14 protein-coding genes and 1 pseudogene are annotated in these 17,511 nt (G+C 68.9%); 10 read left to right on the top strand and 5 right to left on the bottom strand.

Translation table 11 applies throughout. The annotated features are described in order from the left end of the window. Positions 1-58: 58 nt before the first annotated feature. The gene (locus MSPGM_RS15475) at positions 59-1,876 is read right to left on the bottom strand and encodes a PHA/PHB synthase family protein (protein WP_003600975.1); all 1,818 of its coding nucleotides are present in this window, start codon (positions 1,874-1,876) and stop codon (positions 59-61) included. A 127-nt stretch (positions 1,877-2,003) separates the two neighbouring features. Here MSPGM_RS15475 and MSPGM_RS15470 point away from each other — a divergent pair, with 127 nt between their 5' ends. The 4 genes and pseudogenes from MSPGM_RS15470 (at position 2,004) to MSPGM_RS15460 (ending at position 7,671) form a co-directional block, all read left to right on the top strand. Continuing rightward, positions 2,004-2,369, top strand: coding sequence for a hypothetical protein (locus tag MSPGM_RS15470; protein WP_003600976.1), 366 nt, complete (start codon positions 2,004-2,006; stop codon positions 2,367-2,369). 145 nt (positions 2,370-2,514) lie between these two features. Further along, a complete protein-coding gene (locus MSPGM_RS15465; protein ID WP_003600977.1) occupies positions 2,515-3,735 on the top strand; it encodes an LL-diaminopimelate aminotransferase in 1,221 nt (406 codons plus the stop codon). 217 nt (positions 3,736-3,952) lie between these two features. Further along, a pseudogene (locus tag MSPGM_RS25375) lies at positions 3,953-4,167 on the top strand (hypothetical protein). 1,371 nt (positions 4,168-5,538) lie between these two features. Further along, the gene (locus tag MSPGM_RS15460; RefSeq protein ID WP_003600980.1) at positions 5,539-7,671 is read left to right on the top strand and encodes a sodium-translocating pyrophosphatase; all 2,133 of its coding nucleotides are present in this window, start codon (positions 5,539-5,541) and stop codon (positions 7,669-7,671) included. Between the two features lie 80 nt (positions 7,672-7,751). Here the strand turns inward: MSPGM_RS15460 and MSPGM_RS15455 are convergent, their stop codons facing one another. Continuing rightward, positions 7,752-7,991 carry a hypothetical protein gene (locus MSPGM_RS15455; RefSeq protein WP_003600982.1) on the bottom strand — a complete coding sequence of 80 codons (240 nt, stop codon included), beginning with the start codon at positions 7,989-7,991 and terminating at the stop codon, positions 7,752-7,754. 201 nt (positions 7,992-8,192) lie between these two features. Here MSPGM_RS15455 and MSPGM_RS15450 point away from each other — a divergent pair, with 201 nt between their 5' ends. From MSPGM_RS15450 to MSPGM_RS15440, 3 genes are all read left to right on the top strand, one after another. Further along, positions 8,193-9,287: a catalase family protein gene (locus MSPGM_RS15450; protein WP_003600983.1), complete on the top strand. Its 1,095-nt coding sequence runs from the start codon at positions 8,193-8,195 to the stop codon at positions 9,285-9,287. A gap of 90 nt (positions 9,288-9,377) precedes the next feature. Further along, on the top strand, positions 9,378-10,565 hold the full coding sequence (locus MSPGM_RS15445) for an L-dopachrome tautomerase-related protein (RefSeq protein WP_003600985.1): 1,188 nt from the start codon (positions 9,378-9,380) through the stop codon (positions 10,563-10,565). A 68-nt stretch (positions 10,566-10,633) separates the two neighbouring features. Next, entirely contained in the window at positions 10,634-11,455 is an 822-nt protein-coding gene (locus tag MSPGM_RS15440) for an alpha/beta fold hydrolase (RefSeq protein ID WP_003600987.1), read from the top strand. A gap of 8 nt (positions 11,456-11,463) precedes the next feature. On the opposite strand, the gene MSPGM_RS15435 is transcribed toward MSPGM_RS15440, so the two are convergent. Further along, positions 11,464-13,191, bottom strand: coding sequence for an adenylate/guanylate cyclase domain-containing protein (locus MSPGM_RS15435; RefSeq protein ID WP_003600989.1), 1,728 nt, complete (start codon positions 13,189-13,191; stop codon positions 11,464-11,466). 205 nt (positions 13,192-13,396) lie between these two features. Here MSPGM_RS15435 and MSPGM_RS15430 point away from each other — a divergent pair, with 205 nt between their 5' ends. Genes MSPGM_RS15430 through MSPGM_RS15420 form a run of 3 tightly spaced genes read left to right on the top strand, consistent with a single transcriptional unit; the run spans position 13,397 to position 15,257 of the window. Then, positions 13,397-13,819: a cupin domain-containing protein gene (locus MSPGM_RS15430; RefSeq protein WP_261925699.1), complete on the top strand. Its 423-nt coding sequence runs from the start codon at positions 13,397-13,399 to the stop codon at positions 13,817-13,819. Between the two features lie 33 nt (positions 13,820-13,852). Beyond that, positions 13,853-14,317, top strand: coding sequence for a carboxymuconolactone decarboxylase family protein (locus tag MSPGM_RS15425; protein WP_261925698.1), 465 nt, complete (start codon positions 13,853-13,855; stop codon positions 14,315-14,317). Next, positions 14,307-15,257, top strand: a complete 951-nt coding sequence (locus tag MSPGM_RS15420) for a sigma-70 family RNA polymerase sigma factor (protein ID WP_003600994.1) — start codon at positions 14,307-14,309, stop codon at positions 15,255-15,257. Before MSPGM_RS15425 ends, MSPGM_RS15420 begins: the two co-directional genes overlap by 11 nt. 9 nt (positions 15,258-15,266) lie before the next feature. Here MSPGM_RS15420 and MSPGM_RS15415 read toward each other — a convergent pair whose 3' ends face one another. Beyond that, on the bottom strand, positions 15,267-15,773 hold the full coding sequence (locus MSPGM_RS15415; RefSeq protein WP_003600995.1) for a CYTH domain-containing protein: 507 nt from the start codon (positions 15,771-15,773) through the stop codon (positions 15,267-15,269). 122 nt (positions 15,774-15,895) lie between these two features. Then, the gene (locus tag MSPGM_RS15410; RefSeq protein WP_003600996.1) at positions 15,896-17,434 is read right to left on the bottom strand and encodes a CYTH and CHAD domain-containing protein; all 1,539 of its coding nucleotides are present in this window, start codon (positions 17,432-17,434) and stop codon (positions 15,896-15,898) included. Positions 17,435-17,511 lie beyond the last annotated feature (77 nt).

Genomic DNA, 17,511 nt, shown 5'->3' with positions numbered 1-17,511 from the left:
CCGCAACAGCGATGCAGTGCGTGCACGGTTCCTGTCGATCCCTCACACCTTCATGCCCTCACGCCTTCATGCGGACATAGGTGCCCGGTGCCGGCGCCAGGGAAGGCAGGGCCCCCGTTCCGGGAATGCGGGCGGGCACGCGCTCGGGCGCCTGCTCCTCGAGCCACTTGTACCAGTAGGGCCACCACGAGCCCGGATGCTCCGTCGCCGCCGCGACCCAATCCTCGAACCGGCCTCGGGCCGGGCCGCCGGTGCGAAAGCCGTATTTGGCCTTGGGGCCCGGCGGGGCGACGACGCCGGCGATGTGACCCGAGCCCGCCAGCACGTAATCGACCTTGCCGCCGAACTTGGCCGACCCTTCGAAGACCGAGAGCGCCGGGGCGATATGGTCCTCGCGGGTCGCGAGGTTGAAGACCGGCACCTTCACCTTCTTGAGGTCGAGGCGCACGTTGCCGAGCACCATCTGCCCCTTGGCGAGCGTGTTGTTGAGGTAGCAATTGCGCAGGTAGAACGAGTGGTTCGCCGCGGGCATCCGCGTGGCGTCGGCGTTCCAGTAGAGCAGGTCGAAGGCGGCCGGCGCCTTGCCGCGCACGTAGTTGTTGACGACGTAGGACCAGATCAGGTCGTTGGGCCTGAGCATGTTGAAGGCGTTGGCCATGCGCGCGCCCTCTAGGTAGCCGTGCTCGGCCATCCGCTCCTCGATCGCCTTGATCTGCCCCTCGTCGGCGAAGACCTTGAGATCGCCCGCATGGGTGAAATCGACCTGCGTGGTGAGGAAGGTCGCGCTCTTGATCCGGCGATTACCGGTCGCCGCCTGGTAGGCTAGCGTGACGGCGAGCAGCGTGCCGCCGACGCAGTAGCCTGCCGCCGCGACATCGGTCTCGCCGGTCGCCACGCCGATCATGTCGATGGCGGTCTCGATGCCTTCCCGCATGTAGGACTCGAAGTCCTTGTCGCGGTGGCGCTCGTCCGGGTTCACCCAGGAGATCACGAACACCGTGATCCCCTGAGACACCATCCAGCCGATGAGGCTCTTCTGCGGGTTGAGATCGAGGATGTAGAACTTGTTGATCCAGGGCGGCACGATCAGCAGCGGACGCTTCAGCACCGTCTCGGTCGTGGGCGCGTACTGGATCAACTCCATCAGATCGTTGCGGAAAATGACCTCGCCGGGCGTTACCGCCACGTCCTTGCCGAAGGTGAAGGCGGACAGATCCGTCTGCCGCACCCGGAGCTGACCGCCGCCGGCTTCCAGATCCTCCTGCAGCATCTTCATGCCGCGCATCAGGTTGGCGCCCCCCTCCTCCAGCGTCTGGCGCAGGAGCTCGGGGTTCGTCATCACGAAGTTCGAGGGCGAGTAGGCCGAGAGGAGCTGGCGCAGGTAGAACTCCGCCTTGTGGCGGGTGTGCTCATCGATGCCTTCGGCCGTCTCGACCATCTCCTCGGCCCAGCGGCCAAGGAGTAGGTAGCTCTGCTTGATCAGGTCGAAGACCGGGTTCGCGCTCCAATCGGCATGGGCGAAGCGCTTGTCCGTCGGCGGGGGCTGGACGACCGGCTCGGTGACGGCCCCCTGCATCCGGGTCAGGGTCGAGGCCCAGAGCGCGGCGAAGGACTGGCCGAGCTTGGTCTGGGCCTGGAGCGCCTTCTCGGGATCCTTCAGCCATGTCTCCGCGACCCGCGTGAGGGTGCGGGTCATCTCGTCGATCTCGCTGGCGCCCTGGAGGTTCGCGCCCGGGAGCAGGGCTCCCTGGCCCGCCGGCTCGAACGGCTTCAGCGAGGCGGCGGCCGATTGCCGGAACACCTCCGCGAGCTGATTCGCGTTGCGCGCGATGGTCTCGAAATCCGGCGCTGCCGGGTTCGTCCGCTCGGTGCCCACGCGACACGTCCTCCCAAAGGTCCGCCCGCATCCCGCCCCGTGGGGCGGCCCGAGCCTCGTTTCCGACAAATTAACGCTCCACCCAGCAGAAGTCGCCCATCCCAGACTCCATTTTCAGACCGTTGTCATGAACGTGCGCCGCACCGTCCGCGCCATCGCCATCGCCTTGCCGGTTTTCACCGCCGCGGCGTCGACCGGCGGCTGCTCCGGCGACGTGAATCCACTGAAGGCGGCGATGGTCGGGGCGGGCTCCGGCATCAAGCCGGTGGAGGCGCCCGATTTCGTGGCGCAATCCCGCAAGAGCGATGCGAGCTACATGCCGGTGGGCGAATCAGCGCCCCGGCGCGCCATCCGTGCCCGCAATTCGGCCGGACAGAGCGCCCTGCAGGCCGAGCTGGAAGGCGCGCGCAACCGCAACGAGTCCAAAGGGCGCGCGGCGGAAGGGGCGGCGAAGAACGCCGCGCAGGGGCTCGCGCCCAACCCGGTGGAGTGATCGTTCCACCCCGATCGCGGCGGGGCCTCGCGATGTTGATTTTTAAGTCGGCGCGCGAACGCGTCGATGGTAAACAGGCAGGCTCCTCACCGCCGACGCATCCTCGCGGGAGGATCAGTTCCGCGACACCGGACAGACCAACGCCATGACCGATTTCCACCGCATCAAGCGCCTCCCGCCTTACGTCTTCGAGCAGGTGAACCGGATCAAGGCCGCCGCCCGAGCCCGCGGCGCCGACATCATCGATCTCGGCATGGGCAACCCCGATCTCGACGCGCCGCGCCACGTCATCGAGAAACTCGTCGAGACCGCCGGCAAGCCGCGCACCGACCGCTACTCCGCCTCCAAGGGCATTGCCGGCCTGCGCCGCGCCCAGGCCGGCTACTACCAGCGCCGCTTCGGGGTGAGCCTCAACCCGGACACGCAGGTGGTGGCGACGCTCGGCTCGAAGGAGGGCTTCGCCAACATGGCCCAGGCGATCACGGCGCCCGGCGACGTGGTGCTGGTGCCGAACCCGAGCTACCCGATCCACGCCTTCGGCTTCCTGATGGCGGGCGGCGTGATCCGCTCCGTGCCGGCCGAGCCGACCCCGGCGATGTTCCCGGCGCTTGAGAAGGCGGTCGTCCACTCGATCCCGAAGCCGGTGGCGCTGGTCGTCTGCTACCCCTCGAACCCGACGGCCTACGTCGCGAGCCTCGACTTCTACCGGGATCTCGTCGCCTTCGCGAAGAAGCACGAGCTGATCCTGCTCTCGGATCTCGCCTATGCCGAGGTCTATTTCGACGACAACAACCCGCCGCCCTCCGTGCTGCAGGTGCCGGGCGCGATCGATTGCACCGTGGAGTTCACCTCGCTGTCGAAGACCTTCTCGATGGCGGGCTGGCGCATGGGATTTGCCGTCGGCAATGAGCGCCTGCTCGCGGCGCTGACGCGGGTGAAGTCCTACCTCGATTACGGTGCCTTCACGCCGATCCAGGTGGCAGCCACCGCCGCGCTCAACGGACCGGACGACTGCATCAAGGAGATGCGTGCGACCTACAAGAAGCGCCGCGACGCCCTGGTTGAGTCCTTCGGCAAGGCCGGCTGGAAGCTGCCGACGCCCGAAGCCTCGATGTTCGCCTGGGTGCCGATCCCGGAAAAATTCCGGGACCTCGGCAGCCTGGAATTCTCTAAGCTGCTTCTGGAAAAGTCGGATGTCGCCGTGGCGCCGGGGATCGGCTTTGGCGAGCACGGGGACGACTATGTCCGCATCGCGCTCGTCGAGAACGAGCAGCGCATCCGGCAGGCGGCCCGTAACGTCCGCCGCTTCTTCGACAACGCCGACCGCACGCTCCACAACGTCGTGCCGTTGCAGAAGGCCGTCTAGTATCGCGTAGCGCCGATCCCGGCTGATGGCGGGATCGGCGCGGCTGGATGAACCGCGCCGGACGTTGTTGCGGCGGGGCGACAGGGCCCGCGCAATCGGCCCTGTCCGGGCGGGCATCGGACCGGGGAAGCTTGTCAGCGGGCATCCGTATCCGCAGGGTCATGTCCGGTTTTGCCGCCGGGTCGTCCCGGCGGACGGACGCGTTTCGAGGTTCCGCATGCGCCGCCTGAAGCTCTTCGCCGCCCTGGCGCTCGCCGGCGCTGCCGCCGGAGCCTGCGCGCCCCACCCGATCGTGGCGCGCGATCCCGTGCCCGCCCCTCGCCCGAGGAGGCCTATTCCTGCAGCTCGACGCCGCTCCCGCTGAACGCATACAAGTCCGATTGCAGCCCCGTGGTGCGCGAACCGCGCACCGTCCTGCAATCGAAGGGGTGAGGCGACGGTTGCGGAAGGCCGGGAACGCCGGGCTTCCGCACGTCAACGTTTCCTTGTCACGTTCCGGGGTCTGATCGCAGCCTCGAGACGTCAGTCCGAGCTGATCCCGATTGCGCTGCGATCCCGATCGGCTCATGTCCTATCTTGATGCGTTCTCACGGGTCGGAGCGGCCATCGCTTCGGTCGGAAGAGCGCCGACGACGGAGCAACCCGTGGCCCGTGCCCGCCTCCTCCTTGCCGCCTCCCTCTTCGGGCTCGTCGCTCAGGGAGCTTCTGCCCAGAACTTGCAGGATCGCCCCTACGGCGATGCGCGCGGGCCGACGGTGTACGAGGTCGATCCCGAGAGCGGCCGCTTCCGTGGCCCGCCGATCAGCACCGACGGTCAGGATCTGCGCGCCATCGGTGCCGTGCCGGTGCCGACCGTGATGAACGGCGGCGGTTTCGGCCCACCGGCAACGACTATTACGGCAATGTGCTCCTCGCGACGCCCCAGGGCCCGCGCCGTGCCTCGGACGGCTACGTCCTGGCCCCCGCCTACAGGGCTCCGCCGCTGCGCTGAGGCGCCGGCCTCGGGGCGTCCGGTCGGCCTGCCGGGCGCTCGGTTTTCTACGCATGGGCGAGGGTCGCGCCCGGTCTCGGATCGAGACGTTTTCTCCCGAGCCGGCCGCCGCCGGGAAATGCGCTCGTGCGTCCGGCATTCGTCCGGTCGCACTGCTCTGACAGCGTGATTGCGGCCTGAATCCGGGGCGCGTGTCCCGAGGGCGCCCCGCGCCAACTTCGATACCGTTTCGGCCCGTCTGGGGGCCGGACATCGATGATGATCTCCGAACGCCTGATCAACGACCCCTGATCGTATCGGGTCCGCTTCTTCGCTTCCTTGCAGCGAACCGAAGATCGGCGATGCCGGCAAAGGCGTTGCTCGCGGCAGCACCCATCTCATGGGCGGCGATAGCCCTTCTGCCTGGCGTCTGTGGAAACCGAAGCAAAGCTCGGCGGCTGACGACGCCGACGGCTTCACGGGCTGCGCCGGAGCGGCGCGCGATCCGAGGTGCTCCCGACCCTCCGATCTCCTGCGCCGACGCCAAAATGGGCTGCCTCGAGATTGTCCGGACGGGAAGCGAAGGCAGCTTCTCCGAATGTCTGGCGCCGCAGCGATTGCACTGCAATAACACGAGACTTGTCAGTATTCTGCGTATTGGCCGTTTCGAAAGGTTCTCAACGGCACGAGGCATTTGCGCTGGACGCCGAAGTTTGGCAATTAAGTTCAGCTTCTCGAGGGAGGGCGCCTGAAGCCGAGCAACGTCGCAGCAACGTTCGACGGCCATTCCGGCCGGGCTCGGCACACCACAATCAAAAATCAAGGACGCACGCATGACCGCACTTTTGCTGATCATCGTGGGCGGGCTCTGCGCCGTTGCCTACGGTGTCGTGACTATCCGTGACGTAATGCGACGCGATGCCGGCACCCAGCGCATGCAGGAGATCGCAGGCGCCATCGCCGAGGGCGCGCAGGCTTATCTCAGGCGCCAATACGCCACGATCGGGATCGTCGGCGTCGTCCTCTTCGTCCTTCTGGCCTACTTTCTCGGCATCAGGGTCGCCATCGGCTTCCTGATCGGCGCGGTGCTCTCGGGCGCGGCCGGCTTCATCGGCATGAACGTCTCGGTCCGTGCCAACGTCCGCACGGCGCAGGCCGCCACGCAGTCGCTCGGCGGCGGGCTGGAAGTCGCCTTCAAGTCCGGCGCGGTGACCGGCATGCTGGTGGCGGGCCTCGCGCTGCTCGGTGTCGCCCTCTACTACCTGTTCCTCACCCGCGGCGCCGGGCTGGCGCCGGGAAGCCGCGAAGTCATCGACTCGCTGGTGGCGCTCGGCTTCGGCGCCTCGCTGATCTCGATCTTCGCGCGGCTGGGCGGCGGTATCTTCACCAAGGGCGCCGATGTCGGCGGCGATCTCGTCGGCAAGGTCGAGGCCGGTATTCCCGAGGATGATCCGCGCAACCCCGCCACCATCGCCGACAACGTGGGCGACAATGTCGGCGACTGCGCCGGCATGGCCGCGGACCTGTTCGAGACCTATGCGGTGACCGTGGTCGCCACCATGGTGCTTGCCGCGATCTTCTTCGCGGGCAACGCGCCCGTGCTCGAAGCGATGATGATCTACCCGCTGGCCATCGGGGCGGCCTGCATCGTCACCTCGATCATCGGCACCTACGCGGTGAAGCTCGGCGCCAACCAGTCGATCATGGGCGCACTCTACAAGGGCCTGATCGCGGCGGGCGTGCTCTCGATCGTGGCCATCGCCGGCGTGAATCTGGCGCTGTTCGGCGGGTTCTCGACCACCTTCACGACGAATACCGGCCTGACCTTCTCCTCGGGCGCCCTGTTCGGCTGCGCGGTGCTCGGCCTCGTCATCACCGCGCTGATCGTCGTCATCACCGAGTACTACACCGGCACGAACTTCCGCCCGGTGAAGTCGATCGCCACTGCCTCCGTCACCGGCCACGGCACCAACGTGATCCAGGGCCTCGCGATCTCGCTCGAATCGACCGCGCTGCCGGCCCTCGTCATCGTGGCGGGCATCATCTCCACCTACGCGCTGGCCGGCCTGTTCGGCATCGCCATCGCGGTCACGGCGATGCTGGCGCTCGCGGGCTTCATCGTCGCCCTCGATGCCTTCGGCCCGGTCACCGACAATGCCGGCGGTATCGCCGAGATGGCAGGCCTCCCCGCCGAGGTGCGCAAGGCGACCGACGCGCTCGATGCCGTCGGCAACACCACCAAGGCCGTCACCAAGGGCTACGCCATCGGATCGGCCGGCCTCGGCGCCCTGGTGCTGTTCGCTGCCTACACCTCCGACCTGAACTACTTCATCGCCAATGCCAGCCCGACGCAGTACCGCTTCTTCCAGGGGGTGAGCGTCGATTTCTCCCTCTCCAATCCCTACGTCGTGGTCGGCCTCCTGCTCGGCGGCCTGATCCCGTTCCTGTTCGCGGGCATCGCCATGACGGCGGTGGGCCGCGCGGCGGGCGCGGTGGTCGAGGAGGTGCGGCGCCAGTTCCGGGCCAAGCCCGGCATCATGCAGGGCACCGACCGGCCGGATTACGGCCGCGCGGTGGACATGCTGACCCGGGCGGCGATCAAGGAGATGATCATCCCCTCGCTGCTGCCGGTGCTCTCGCCGATCGTGATCTTCTTCGTGATCCAGGCGATTGCGGGCAAGTCGCAGGCTTTCGCTACGGTCGGCGCCTCGCTGCTCGGCGTGATCCTCACCGGCCTCTACGTCGCGATCTCGATGACCTCGGGCGGGGGCGCCTGGGACAACGCCAAGAAGTACATTGAGGACGGCCACCACGGCGGCAAGGGCTCGGACGCGCACAAGGCGGCCGTGACCGGCGACACCGTCGGCGACCCCTACAAGGACACGGCGGGCCCCGCCGTGAACCCGGCGATCAAGATCACCAACATCATCGCGCTGCTTCTGCTCGCCGTGCTCGCGCACGCCTGAACCCGGACATCGCAAAAAAAGAACCCGCCGCGGTCATCCGCGGCGGGTTCTTCTTTTTCAGGACTGAAATTCCAGAAAAATCAGTCGCAGTTCTCCTTGGTGACCGTCTTGCGGTCGCCCACGTCGTTTTCCTTCGTCACCGTCTTGCTGGAGCAGCCGTCCGAATGCTCGCGCCGCTCGACGGTGGTCGAGGAGCTGCTGGGTGAGCGATCCACCACGACCCGATCCGGCGCGTCGCGCTCGATCACGGTGGTCTGGGCCATGGCGCCCGAGGCCCCGGCGAGCGTCAGAACCGCGGCGGCGAGAAGGGATTTGCGCATGACAATCCTCCGATTGGGATAAATCTGCGCCTGTAACGGCGAGCGAACCTGAACCGTTCCAGCGAACTTCAGGTCGGAATTCGCGTCGCCGCCCGGCCCATCAAAGATACGCGATGAGAAGTTGTAGGCCGGGGCGCGGCCCGAACTTTCACGCGTTCTCCCGGTTCGCTCCCTCAGATTTGCTGAGACGCGAGACTTTTCATGACTGCCGCACCGATTCGCTACCACGACGGTATCGAGACGCTGAGCCCCGACGAGAACGAGACCATCGATCGGATCATCGCTGCGATGACCCACGAGAGCGAGATCACCGCCGAGCGCTACGGGCATGCGGTGCGGGCCTCGCATGCCAAGATCAGCGGCGTTGCCGTCGGTGCGTTGGAAATCCTCCCGAACCTTCCACCCGAACTGGCGCAGGGCCTGTTCGCGACGCCGGGCACGCATTCGGTCATCGTGCGCTTCGCGCAGGGGCCCGGCGAGCTCCTGAAGGACCGCGTCTCGACCCATCGCGGCATGGCGATCAAGGTGCTCGGCGTCGAGGGCGACAAGCTGCCCGGCCACGAGGCGCCGACCCAGGACTTCGTCTTCGCCACCGGGCCGGTCTTCCCCAATCCCGACGCCAAGGGTTTCCTGGGCAGCATGAAGCAGCTGGAGGCGGGCACCTCCGCACCGGAAGCGGTGAAGGTCGCGGTCTCCCGGAGCGCGCGGGCGCTCGACGGGGTGGTGAAATCGATGACGGGCGAGAGTTCGCCGCTCCTCGACTTCTTCGGCCACGTGCCGCACCACCCGCTGGCCGAACCGTACTACTCACAGGCCGCGCTCCGCTACGGCGACCACGTCGCCAAGCTTGGCGCCTTTCCCGCCTCACCGGCGCAGGCGGCGCTCGCCGACGCGCCGCTCGACACCGGCCGCGAGGACGGGAACGTCTTCCGCCACGCAGTGCTGAGCTATCTCGCGGGAAGCGAGGCGGTGTTCGACATTCGCGTCCAGCTCTGCCTGAACCTCGACGAGATGCCGGTCGAGGATGCCTCGAAGCGCTGGGACGAGGCGCAGAGCCCCTATCGCACCGTCGCCCGCCTCGTTCTGCCGGCGCAGGACGCGCTCAGCGAGGCCCGGCGGAACTACGCCGACGACGTGCTCTCCTTCCGTCCCGCTCACAGCCTCGTGGCGCACCGGCCGCTCGGCTCGCTGATGCGGGCGCGGCTGAAGACCTATCAGGCGCTCTCCCGCTTTCGCCACGCGCGCAACCGCGTGCCGGAGGTGGAACCGGCCTCGATCGACGACGTGCCGGCCTGACGGGGACAACGCTTTCGTGAAGGACCCCGGCCGCGTGCGCCGGGGTTGCGCTGGCAATCCCGCCGATCATCGGCCCGAGGTTGTCCGACCATGACCAGATCCCTGACCGCCCTCGCCGTGGCACTCCTCACGGGCACGATGGCGAGCGCCCTCCCCGCCCGCGCGCAGGAGGGAAAGGCCGCGCTCACCAAGGTCGCGAGCTTCGAGCATCAGGTCACCGGCATCACGGTGGCCCGCGACGGGCGCATCTTCGTCAACTTCCCGCGCTGGAGCGAGGACGCGCCGGTCTCGGTGGCCGAACTGAAGGACGGCAAGCCCGTGCCCTTCCCCGACGACCAGTGGAACGCGTGGCGCAACGCGCGGGCCGACGAACTCTCGCCGAAGGACCATTTCGTCTGCGTGCAGAGCGTCGTCGCCGATGGGCAGGACCGGCTATGGGTGGTGGATGCTGCCGCCCCCGCGATGGCGCATGTGATTAAGGACGGGCCGAAGCTCGTCGGGATCGACCTCAAGACCAACAAGGTCATCAAGACGATTCCGTTCGACACCACAACGGTGCTCCAAGCCTCCTACCTCAACGACGTGCGGATCTCGCCAGACGGTAAGACCGCCTACCTCACCGATTCCGGCGCCGAGGGCGCGCTGATCGTCGTCGATCTCGACAGCGGATCGGCCAAGCGCATTCTGTCGGGCGATCCCTCGACCATGCCCGACAAGTCGGTGACCGTGAGCTACGACGGCAAGCCGCTGCGCCGTCCCGATGGGCGCGGTGTCGAGTTCGCCGCCGACGGCATCGCGCTCTCGAAAGACGGCGAGACGCTCTACTGGCAGGCGATCAAGGGCAAGACGCTCTACAGCCTGCCGACCGATGCGCTCACCGGCTGGGCCGCTGCCTCGGTCGTGCCCGACACGCTCACCGACAAGAGCCTTTCAAGCAAGGTCGTGAAGGTCGGCGAGAACGGCGTCGCCGACGGCCTGCTGATCGCCCGCCGCGACGGACGGATGTACGTGACCTCGCCGCAGGACAACGCGGTGAAGGTGCGCGACCTCGCGGGCGGCAAGGACGGGCTCGCCACGCTGGTGCAGGACCCAAGCCTGCGCTGGCCGGACACCTTCGGCGAGGGGCCGGACGGGACGATCTACGTCACCACCTCGCACATCCAGGATTCGGCCGACTACAAGCCCGGCGCGCCGCTCAGCCTGCCGACGGAGCTGTGGGCGATCAAGCCGCCCGCCTCCGGCGCCACCGGCTCGACCCAGACCGCTCCGGCTCGCTGAGCCGGCCCTCTGACGACCCAACGGACCTATGGGGCGCGCATCGGCGCGCTCCGCTCAAGGAGCCCGGCATGCCCTTGATCGAGACCAGGGACGCGACGCGCCTCTTCTACAAGGATTGGGGCAGCGGCCCTCCGGTCGTGCTGATCCATGGCTGGCCGCTCGATGCCGACATGTGGGAGTATCAGCAGCCGGCCCTGATAGGCGCGGGCTTTCGCACCATCGCCTATGACCGGCGCGGGTTCGGGCGCTCGGATCAGCCCTGGAGCGGCTACGACTACGACACCTTCGCCGACGACCTGAAGGCCGTGCTCGACAGCCTCGACCTTCAGGACGTGACCCTCGTCGGCTTTTCCATGGGCGGCGGCGAGATTGCCCGCTACCTCTCGCGCCATGGCGGCGCACGGGTGGCGCGCGCTGTGCTGGTCTCGGCGGTGACGCCGATGCTCGCCAAGACGCCCGATCATCCCGAGGGCGTCGATGCCAGCGTGTTCGAGGGCATGATCGAGGGGATCGAGCGGGACCGGCCACACTTCTGGTCGAACTTCGTCAAGAGCTTCTTCGGCGCCGGGCTGCTCTCCTCGCCGGCCTCGTCGGAGCTGATGGCCTGGACCGGGATGCTGGCGATGCGGGCCTCGCCCAAGGCGACGGTCGATTGCGTGCGCGCGTTTGGCGGGACGGATTTCCGGGCCGACATGGCCGCGTTCCGGGTGCCAACCTTGGTGATCCACGGCGACGCTGACCAGACCGTGCCCTTCGACATCAGCGGCAAGGCCGCGGCGCAGGCCATTCCCGGCGCCCGTCTCGAAGTCTACGAGGGCGCGCCACACGCCATCCCCTTCACCCATAAGGACCGGCTGACCGAGGACCTCTTGGCTTTCCTGCGCGTGTAAGGAGCCGATCAGCCGTCCTGAAGTGCTGCCGAAGCGTCGGTACCGATCAGGCGCGCTCGGAGCGGCTGTGCGCGCCCCGTCAGCGTCAGCTCCTGCAGCGCGCCGGGGGTGAGTCCGGCGGCCTCGTAGACGGCCTCCGAGACGATCGCGACCTGCCGCATCGGCCCGGTCAGCCCCTCCAGCCGGGCGGCGACGTTGACCGTGTCGCCGAGCACCGTGAAGCGGGATTCGGTCTCGTCGCCGAACTCGCCGACGATGGCCATGCCCGCATGCAGGCCGACGCCATAGCGCAGGCGCTCGCCGAGATCGGCAGCGAGCATGCGGTTGAGCTGCTCCACATGGCGCGCGATGCCATCGACCGCCTTTAGGGCATCGCGGGCCGCGTGCTTGGGATCGCGATCGAGGCCGAAGATCGCCATCAGCCCGTCGCCGAGATGCTGGTTCACGGTTCCGCCCGACTCGCGCACCGCCCGGCCGACGGCGCCGAGGAAGCGGCCGATGACGAAGACGGTGTCGTAGGGCAGGTGTTCCTCCGCGAACCGGGTCGAGCCGCGCAGGTCGGCGAACAGCACGACGACGAACCGCTCCTCGCCGGTCGCGGCCCGCTCCGGATCGCGCACGGAGGCGGCGCGGGCCTGCGGCGTGAACAGCGGCGCGACGGTGAGGTCGCCGTCGGGCCGGAGCTGGCAGGCGAGCCTTATGCCGGGGCTCGCGCCGATGCGGTCGAGGACGAGACGCTCGGCCCGTTCCGGCTCCGGCAGGAGGCGGCTGCGCTCCGTATCGACGACCCGGATGCGGCAGGTCGAGCAGCGCCCGCGCCCGCCGCAGACGCTCGCATGCGGGATGCGGCCGCGCCGGCTCGCTTCCAGCACGCTGCTCCCCCGCGGAACGCGGATGGTGCGCCCGTCGGGATAGCCGATGCGCACGAAGCCGCCCCGCGTCTCGGCGAGGGTGCGGGCGCCGCGCGCGAGCAGGACGAGGGCGAGCAACGCCAGATAGGCCAGGAACAGCCCGCGCCGGATCGCGCCGAGCCGTTCGGTCTGCTCGGCCAGCCCGAGATGGTTCGGCCCGAGCTCCTGCGCTCGCCACGCCGGATCGGCGGCGAGCGCCGCGACGCTGCGCCCGCCCTGCACCACGCCGAGGAGGGCCAGCACCGGCACCAGCACCGCACCCGCGAGCAGCCAGGGCGCGGCGCGGGCAAAGCCGCGCTTGAGCCGGAGCCAAAAATAGAGGCCGAAGCAGCCGTGCAGCCACGCGACGACCAGACCCGCCGCTAGCATCAGGCCGTGGCCCGGCGCGGCAACCCAGGTGCCGTAGAGAACCTGGGCATAGCCCCGGTCGAGCTCTTCCACGCTCCAGGCCAGACGCGTGCCGACGAGGTGACTGAGAAGGAGCAGGGGGACGGCGAGGCCGAGCAGGAGCTGCGCGGTCTCGGCCGGCCGCACCCGGTAGAAGCGCCGCTCGTAGAAAGCCTGGAGCCCGAGGGCGAGGTGGATGAGAAGCGCGCCGTAGAGGACCACGAGTGCGGGCGGCGTGCGCCAGAGCGCGACCTTCACCGTGAGCCCGGTCTCCAGTGCATCGAGCGAGATGTTACCCAGCGCGTGGCAGAGCAGATGCGTGAGCACGTAGGCGAACAGCACGAGGCCGCTGCCGAGACGAAGCTGACGTAAGGTGGGCCGGGCGGGCCAGCGCAAGCCAAGGGTGCGGCCGAAGCCCGGACGCGCCGCCTGCCCCACCGCCCCCGCTCCTTCTTCGAAAACCGCTTCAGTCTTTCATAGCGCGCGGCGGCGCTCCGACGAAACCGTCCGCCGCGCGGGAAAAATTCGTGCGTCCCATGTCACGGCGCCGCCTTCCGCCTCGTCATGGGGGCACGGCGATGGAACGGGCCGGTTTGCCGCCCTCCACGTCACCGCTTCGATGGAGAGGGATGATGATCCAATCGTGTCTGCGTGCCGCCGCCTTCGCGGCGCTGCTGACGAACGCTGCCGCTCACGAGATGAAGGGGGAGCGGCCGCCGGGACAAGCGGGGACGCCACGGCCGCCCTCGTCTTCGACCATGCCCTGCCCAACGTGCCGGGCAAGAGCCTGCGCGCCGTGCTCGTCACCTACGGGCCGGGCGGTGCCTCGCCCGCGCATACGCATGCCAGGAGCGCCTTCATCACCGCGACGGTGCTGGAAGGGGCGATCCGCAGCCGGGTGAACGACGGGCCCGAGCGGGTCTACCGGGCCGGTGAGAGCTTCACGGAGATGCCCGGCGACCGCCACCCTGTCAGCGCCAACGCGAGCGCCACCGAGCCGGCCCGCCTGCTCGCCGTCTTCGTCCTCGACAGCGACGAGACCAGCCTGACCACGCCAATCCGCTGAACCTCACCCTCTGCAACGAGAAGGAAGAACCCCATGACACCGCGCGTCGAAAACCCCTACGATCACGCACACGCCGCCATCAAGGCGATGCTGGCGGTGGAGACGAGCCTGCGGACCGGTGGCCTCGAGCGGAGCCTGATCGATCTCGTGAAGCTGCGCGCCTCGCAGATCAACGGCTGCGCCTACTGCATCGGCTTGCACACCACTGAGGCCCGCCGGCATGGCGAGACCGAGATGCGGATCGTTCTGCTCAACGCATGGCGAGAGGCGGCCCTCTACAGCCCGCGCGAGCGCGCGGCTTTGGCCTGGACCGAGGCGCTGACCCGCCTATCCGAGGCGGGTGCGCCCGACGCGCTCTATGCCGATCTGCGGACGTCCTTCGCGGAGGCCGAACAGGTGCAGCTCACGCTTCAGATCGGCGCGATCAACCTGTGGAACCGGTTGCAGGTCGGCCTGCGCGGCGTCCACCATCCCGACCCGTCCCGTGATGCGGCCTGAGGCGTCCGATCCGTTCGAGTCGGCCTGCGCGGCGTCCACCATCCCGACCCGTCCCGTGATGCGGCCTGAGGCGTCCGATCCGTTCGAGGCGGAGCGGGCGCGGCTAACCCGCCTTGCCTACCGGATGCTCGGCTCCTTCGCCGAAGCGGAGGATGTGGTTCAGAGCGCGTGGCTGCGCTGGCAGGCGGCGGACCGCGCCGCCGTCGCGGTGCCGGGCGCCTTTCTGTCGCGCATCGTCACCCGGCTCTGCCTCGACACGATGAAATCGGCCCGCGCGCGCCGGGAGGTCTATGTTGGGCCTTGGCTGCCGGAGCCCGCGCTCGACACGGAAGAGGCGATCGACGGCGACGACCTCACCCTCACGCTGATGATGGCGCTGGAGCGTCTCTCGCCCCTGGAACGGGCGGCCTTCCTCCTGCACGACGTGTTCGGCGTGCCCCTCGACGAGGTGGCCGCGACGCTGGGGCGGGCGGCTCCGGCGGTGCGCCAGCTCGCCGTGCGGGCCCGCCAGCATGTCCGCGCCGAGCGCCCGCGCTACCCCCTGCCGACCGAGGAGGGCGAGCGGATCGCACGCGCCTTCTTCGACGCCTCGCGCAGCGGCGACGTCGCCGCCCTGCGCGGCCTGCTGTCCGAGACCGTGACGATGCGGGCGGATGGCGGCGGCAAGGTCATCGCTGTCCTCAACCCGATTCGCGGAATCGATCGCGTCCTGCGGCTGTTCTCCGGGCTCGCCCGCAAATATGCCGGGTCGCCCGCCACCCTCCTCCGCGCCGTGCGAGTGGATGGCCTGCCGGGCTTCGTCAGCCTGGAACGCGGCGGCGTCCTCCAAGTGACGGCACTGGAAATCCGCGACGGGCGGATCGCCGGCATCTACATCACCCGCAACCCAGACAAGCTGCGCCGGGTGGCCGAGGCCGTGGCGATACCGGACGTGCGCTGAGCTCAGCCCTCACAGCGGAGCGGCCAGCACCTCTTCCAGGGTGACGCGGCGCCCGGCCTCCTCGAAGCGGCGCAGCAGCGCCGATTGGCGGAAGCGCGGATCTCCGGTCACCTCGAGGCCGAGCCAGGCCGGACGCTCGAAGGCCTGGGCCTCATGTTCCAGCTCCACCTCGGCCAGGATCATTCCGGCCAGCGTCCCACCATAGACATCGATCTCCCAGACGAGTCCGGCATGCGGCACGCAATGGCGGGTCTTCTCGATGAAACAGGTGTCGCAGACGAGGCGCATCATCGCTTCCGCGTCCGCCCGCGGAATCTCGTACTCGAATTCCGGCCGACCGAGGCCGACGCGCGCGCCCTTGATGGTGAGCCAAGCCCGGTCCTCATCGAGCCGAACTCGCACCTTGCCGGTGTCGAACTGCCCGATCAGCCCGTCGGTGAGCCGGTGCCGGCGGACGACGCCCGCCTTCCAGCCGTCATCGGCCACGAGGAATTTCCGCTCGACCTCGAAACGCATCGGCACGAAAGGACCCTGGCGGCGGGATTATTCCCGCCCCCTTCAGCCGCTCCGCCTTACGGTACTCACAGGTTGCGCGCCATCGTCTCCCGCGCAACGCCCTCTCGCGGGTCGGGATAACCTCAACGCCAGAACGGCTTGGTGTCGACGAGATCCTCGTGCGCCTCGGCCGCGGCTTCCAGGAGCTTGCGGCTGCGCGCCTCGATATCGGCCGCCGTCATCCCGGCGGCGAACAGGGTCGTCGCGCCGGCCGGCTCGACCGTCAGATCCCGCATCAATTCGTGGCCGGTGGCGATGTCGTTGAGCGCGCCGAGATGGTCCTGCAGATCCGAGAGAGCCTTGCCGAAGGCGCCGTGGCGCTTGCCCGCCTTCTTGCCGGGGAACAACGGCGCGAAGAATTCCGCGCCGTAGCGCAGCTTCTTGGCGGCGATGCGCACCCGGTGGCGCTCCTCGGGGTCGAGGTCGTCGAGATGGCGCCCGCGCCGCTTCACCTGCCGCCGCCGCCGGTCGAGTTCGCGGGCGGCGAAGACGCGGGCCGGCTCCTCGCGCAGGGAGACGCGGCCGGGGCTGTCGTCCCGCAGCCAGGGGCCGGCATTGATCCAGCCAATCAGGTCGAGCAGCAGCATCCGCCACGCATCGGAGCGCAGCAGCGCGGCGAGGTCGCGATAGGCCTTCGCGCGCTCGTCTTCGAGCTGCCGCTCGAGGCCGAGCAGGCCGACCTCGTCGGGATGCCGCTCGCGCTCGGCCGGCAGGATGGTGGCGAGGAAGACGTCGAGGTTGCGCGCCCGGCCCAGCGGCTCGGTCGCCGCCTTCAGCTCCGCGCGGATGCGAACGCCGAGCGGATCGTCCACGAGGTCGCCGAACAGCGAGAAGGCCGAGCGCAGGCGCCGGATCGCGACGCGCATCTGGTGCAGCGCGTCGGCGTCGCGGCTCTTGAGCAGGATGTCCTCGTTGATGCGCATGTGGCGCAGGCAGGCATGGGCGACGGCGCGGAACGCCTCCGCCGCGCTCATGTCGTCATGCAGCGGCACCGGCTCCGACTTGCGCACCCGGTCGATCTTGCCGGCGGCCAGGGCGTAGCCGCGCTCGGCCTTGCTGCGCACGCCGAGCCGCACGGGCACGAGGGCGGCGATGGCGTAGGCGAGCGCGAACACGTCGCTCGCGGTCCCCTCCTTCAGTTCGAGCTCGATCTCGCAGATCGACAGGATGTCGTCGCCGGCGGCCGGCGCCTCGATCCGGCCGAGATCGAGGGCGACCTCGATGCGGGACTCGCCCTGCTCGACGAGGTAGGTCCGCCGGGTGACGCGGGTGGTGAAGAGCGGCTCCAGCGCGGCATCATCCGCGACGCGGCGCGCGAAGGGCGTGTCGGCGAGCGCCGCCCGGTCCGGCTCAGCGCCCTCGACCGGCTGCTCCCATTCCGGCCGGTCGAACAGGCCATCGCCTTCGGCCTTGAGAGTCTGGACGAAGCGCCCCTCGCTCTCGCGCACCCGCAGGCCGAGCCCGGCCGCGTGCAGCTGCCGGTCCGGCGTGTCGAAATAGACGGAGGCGAGCTCGGCTTCCCCCTGTACCGCCGCCTCCCGCAGGAGCGGATGATCCTGCAGGACGGCGAGGTCGGAGGGCTCGCATTCCAGCTTCAGCTCGATCTCGCGCGGGTCGCTCATGCGGTTTCGTCCTGCTCCTCGTGAGGGTTGTGGCGGATGTGAGCCTACATCCTGCCGCATCGTCCGGGACAGGCACA

It is taken from the genome of Methylorubrum sp. GM97, assembly GCF_024347855.1.
Taxonomy (GTDB): domain Bacteria; phylum Pseudomonadota; class Alphaproteobacteria; order Rhizobiales; family Beijerinckiaceae; genus Methylobacterium; species Methylobacterium extorquens.
Note: the sequence above shows the minus strand (reverse complement) of the source record. Positions and strands in the feature narration are given on the sequence as shown.

Excerpts from the sequence above, each read along its gene's own strand:
- MSPGM_RS15470 (WP_003600976.1), top strand. The coding sequence starts at position 2,004 with ATGAACGTGCGCCGCACCGTCCGCGCCATCGCCATCGCCTTGCCGGTT.
- MSPGM_RS15465 (WP_003600977.1), top strand. The coding sequence starts at position 2,515 with ATGACCGATTTCCACCGCATCAAGCGCCTCCCGCCTTACGTCTTCGAG.
- MSPGM_RS15460 (WP_003600980.1), top strand. The coding sequence starts at position 5,539 with ATGACCGCACTTTTGCTGATCATCGTGGGCGGGCTCTGCGCCGTTGCC.
- MSPGM_RS15455 (WP_003600982.1), bottom strand. The coding sequence starts at position 7,991 with ATGCGCAAATCCCTTCTCGCCGCCGCGGTTCTGACGCTCGCCGGGGCC.
- MSPGM_RS15450 (WP_003600983.1), top strand. The coding sequence starts at position 8,193 with ATGACTGCCGCACCGATTCGCTACCACGACGGTATCGAGACGCTGAGC.
- MSPGM_RS15445 (WP_003600985.1), top strand. The coding sequence starts at position 9,378 with ATGACCAGATCCCTGACCGCCCTCGCCGTGGCACTCCTCACGGGCACG.
- MSPGM_RS15440 (WP_003600987.1), top strand. The coding sequence starts at position 10,634 with ATGCCCTTGATCGAGACCAGGGACGCGACGCGCCTCTTCTACAAGGAT.
- MSPGM_RS15425 (WP_261925698.1), top strand. The coding sequence starts at position 13,853 with ATGACACCGCGCGTCGAAAACCCCTACGATCACGCACACGCCGCCATC.
- MSPGM_RS15420 (WP_003600994.1), top strand. The coding sequence starts at position 14,307 with ATGCGGCCTGAGGCGTCCGATCCGTTCGAGTCGGCCTGCGCGGCGTCC.
- MSPGM_RS15415 (WP_003600995.1), bottom strand. The coding sequence starts at position 15,773 with ATGCGTTTCGAGGTCGAGCGGAAATTCCTCGTGGCCGATGACGGCTGG.
- MSPGM_RS15410 (WP_003600996.1), bottom strand. The coding sequence starts at position 17,434 with ATGAGCGACCCGCGCGAGATCGAGCTGAAGCTGGAATGCGAGCCCTCC.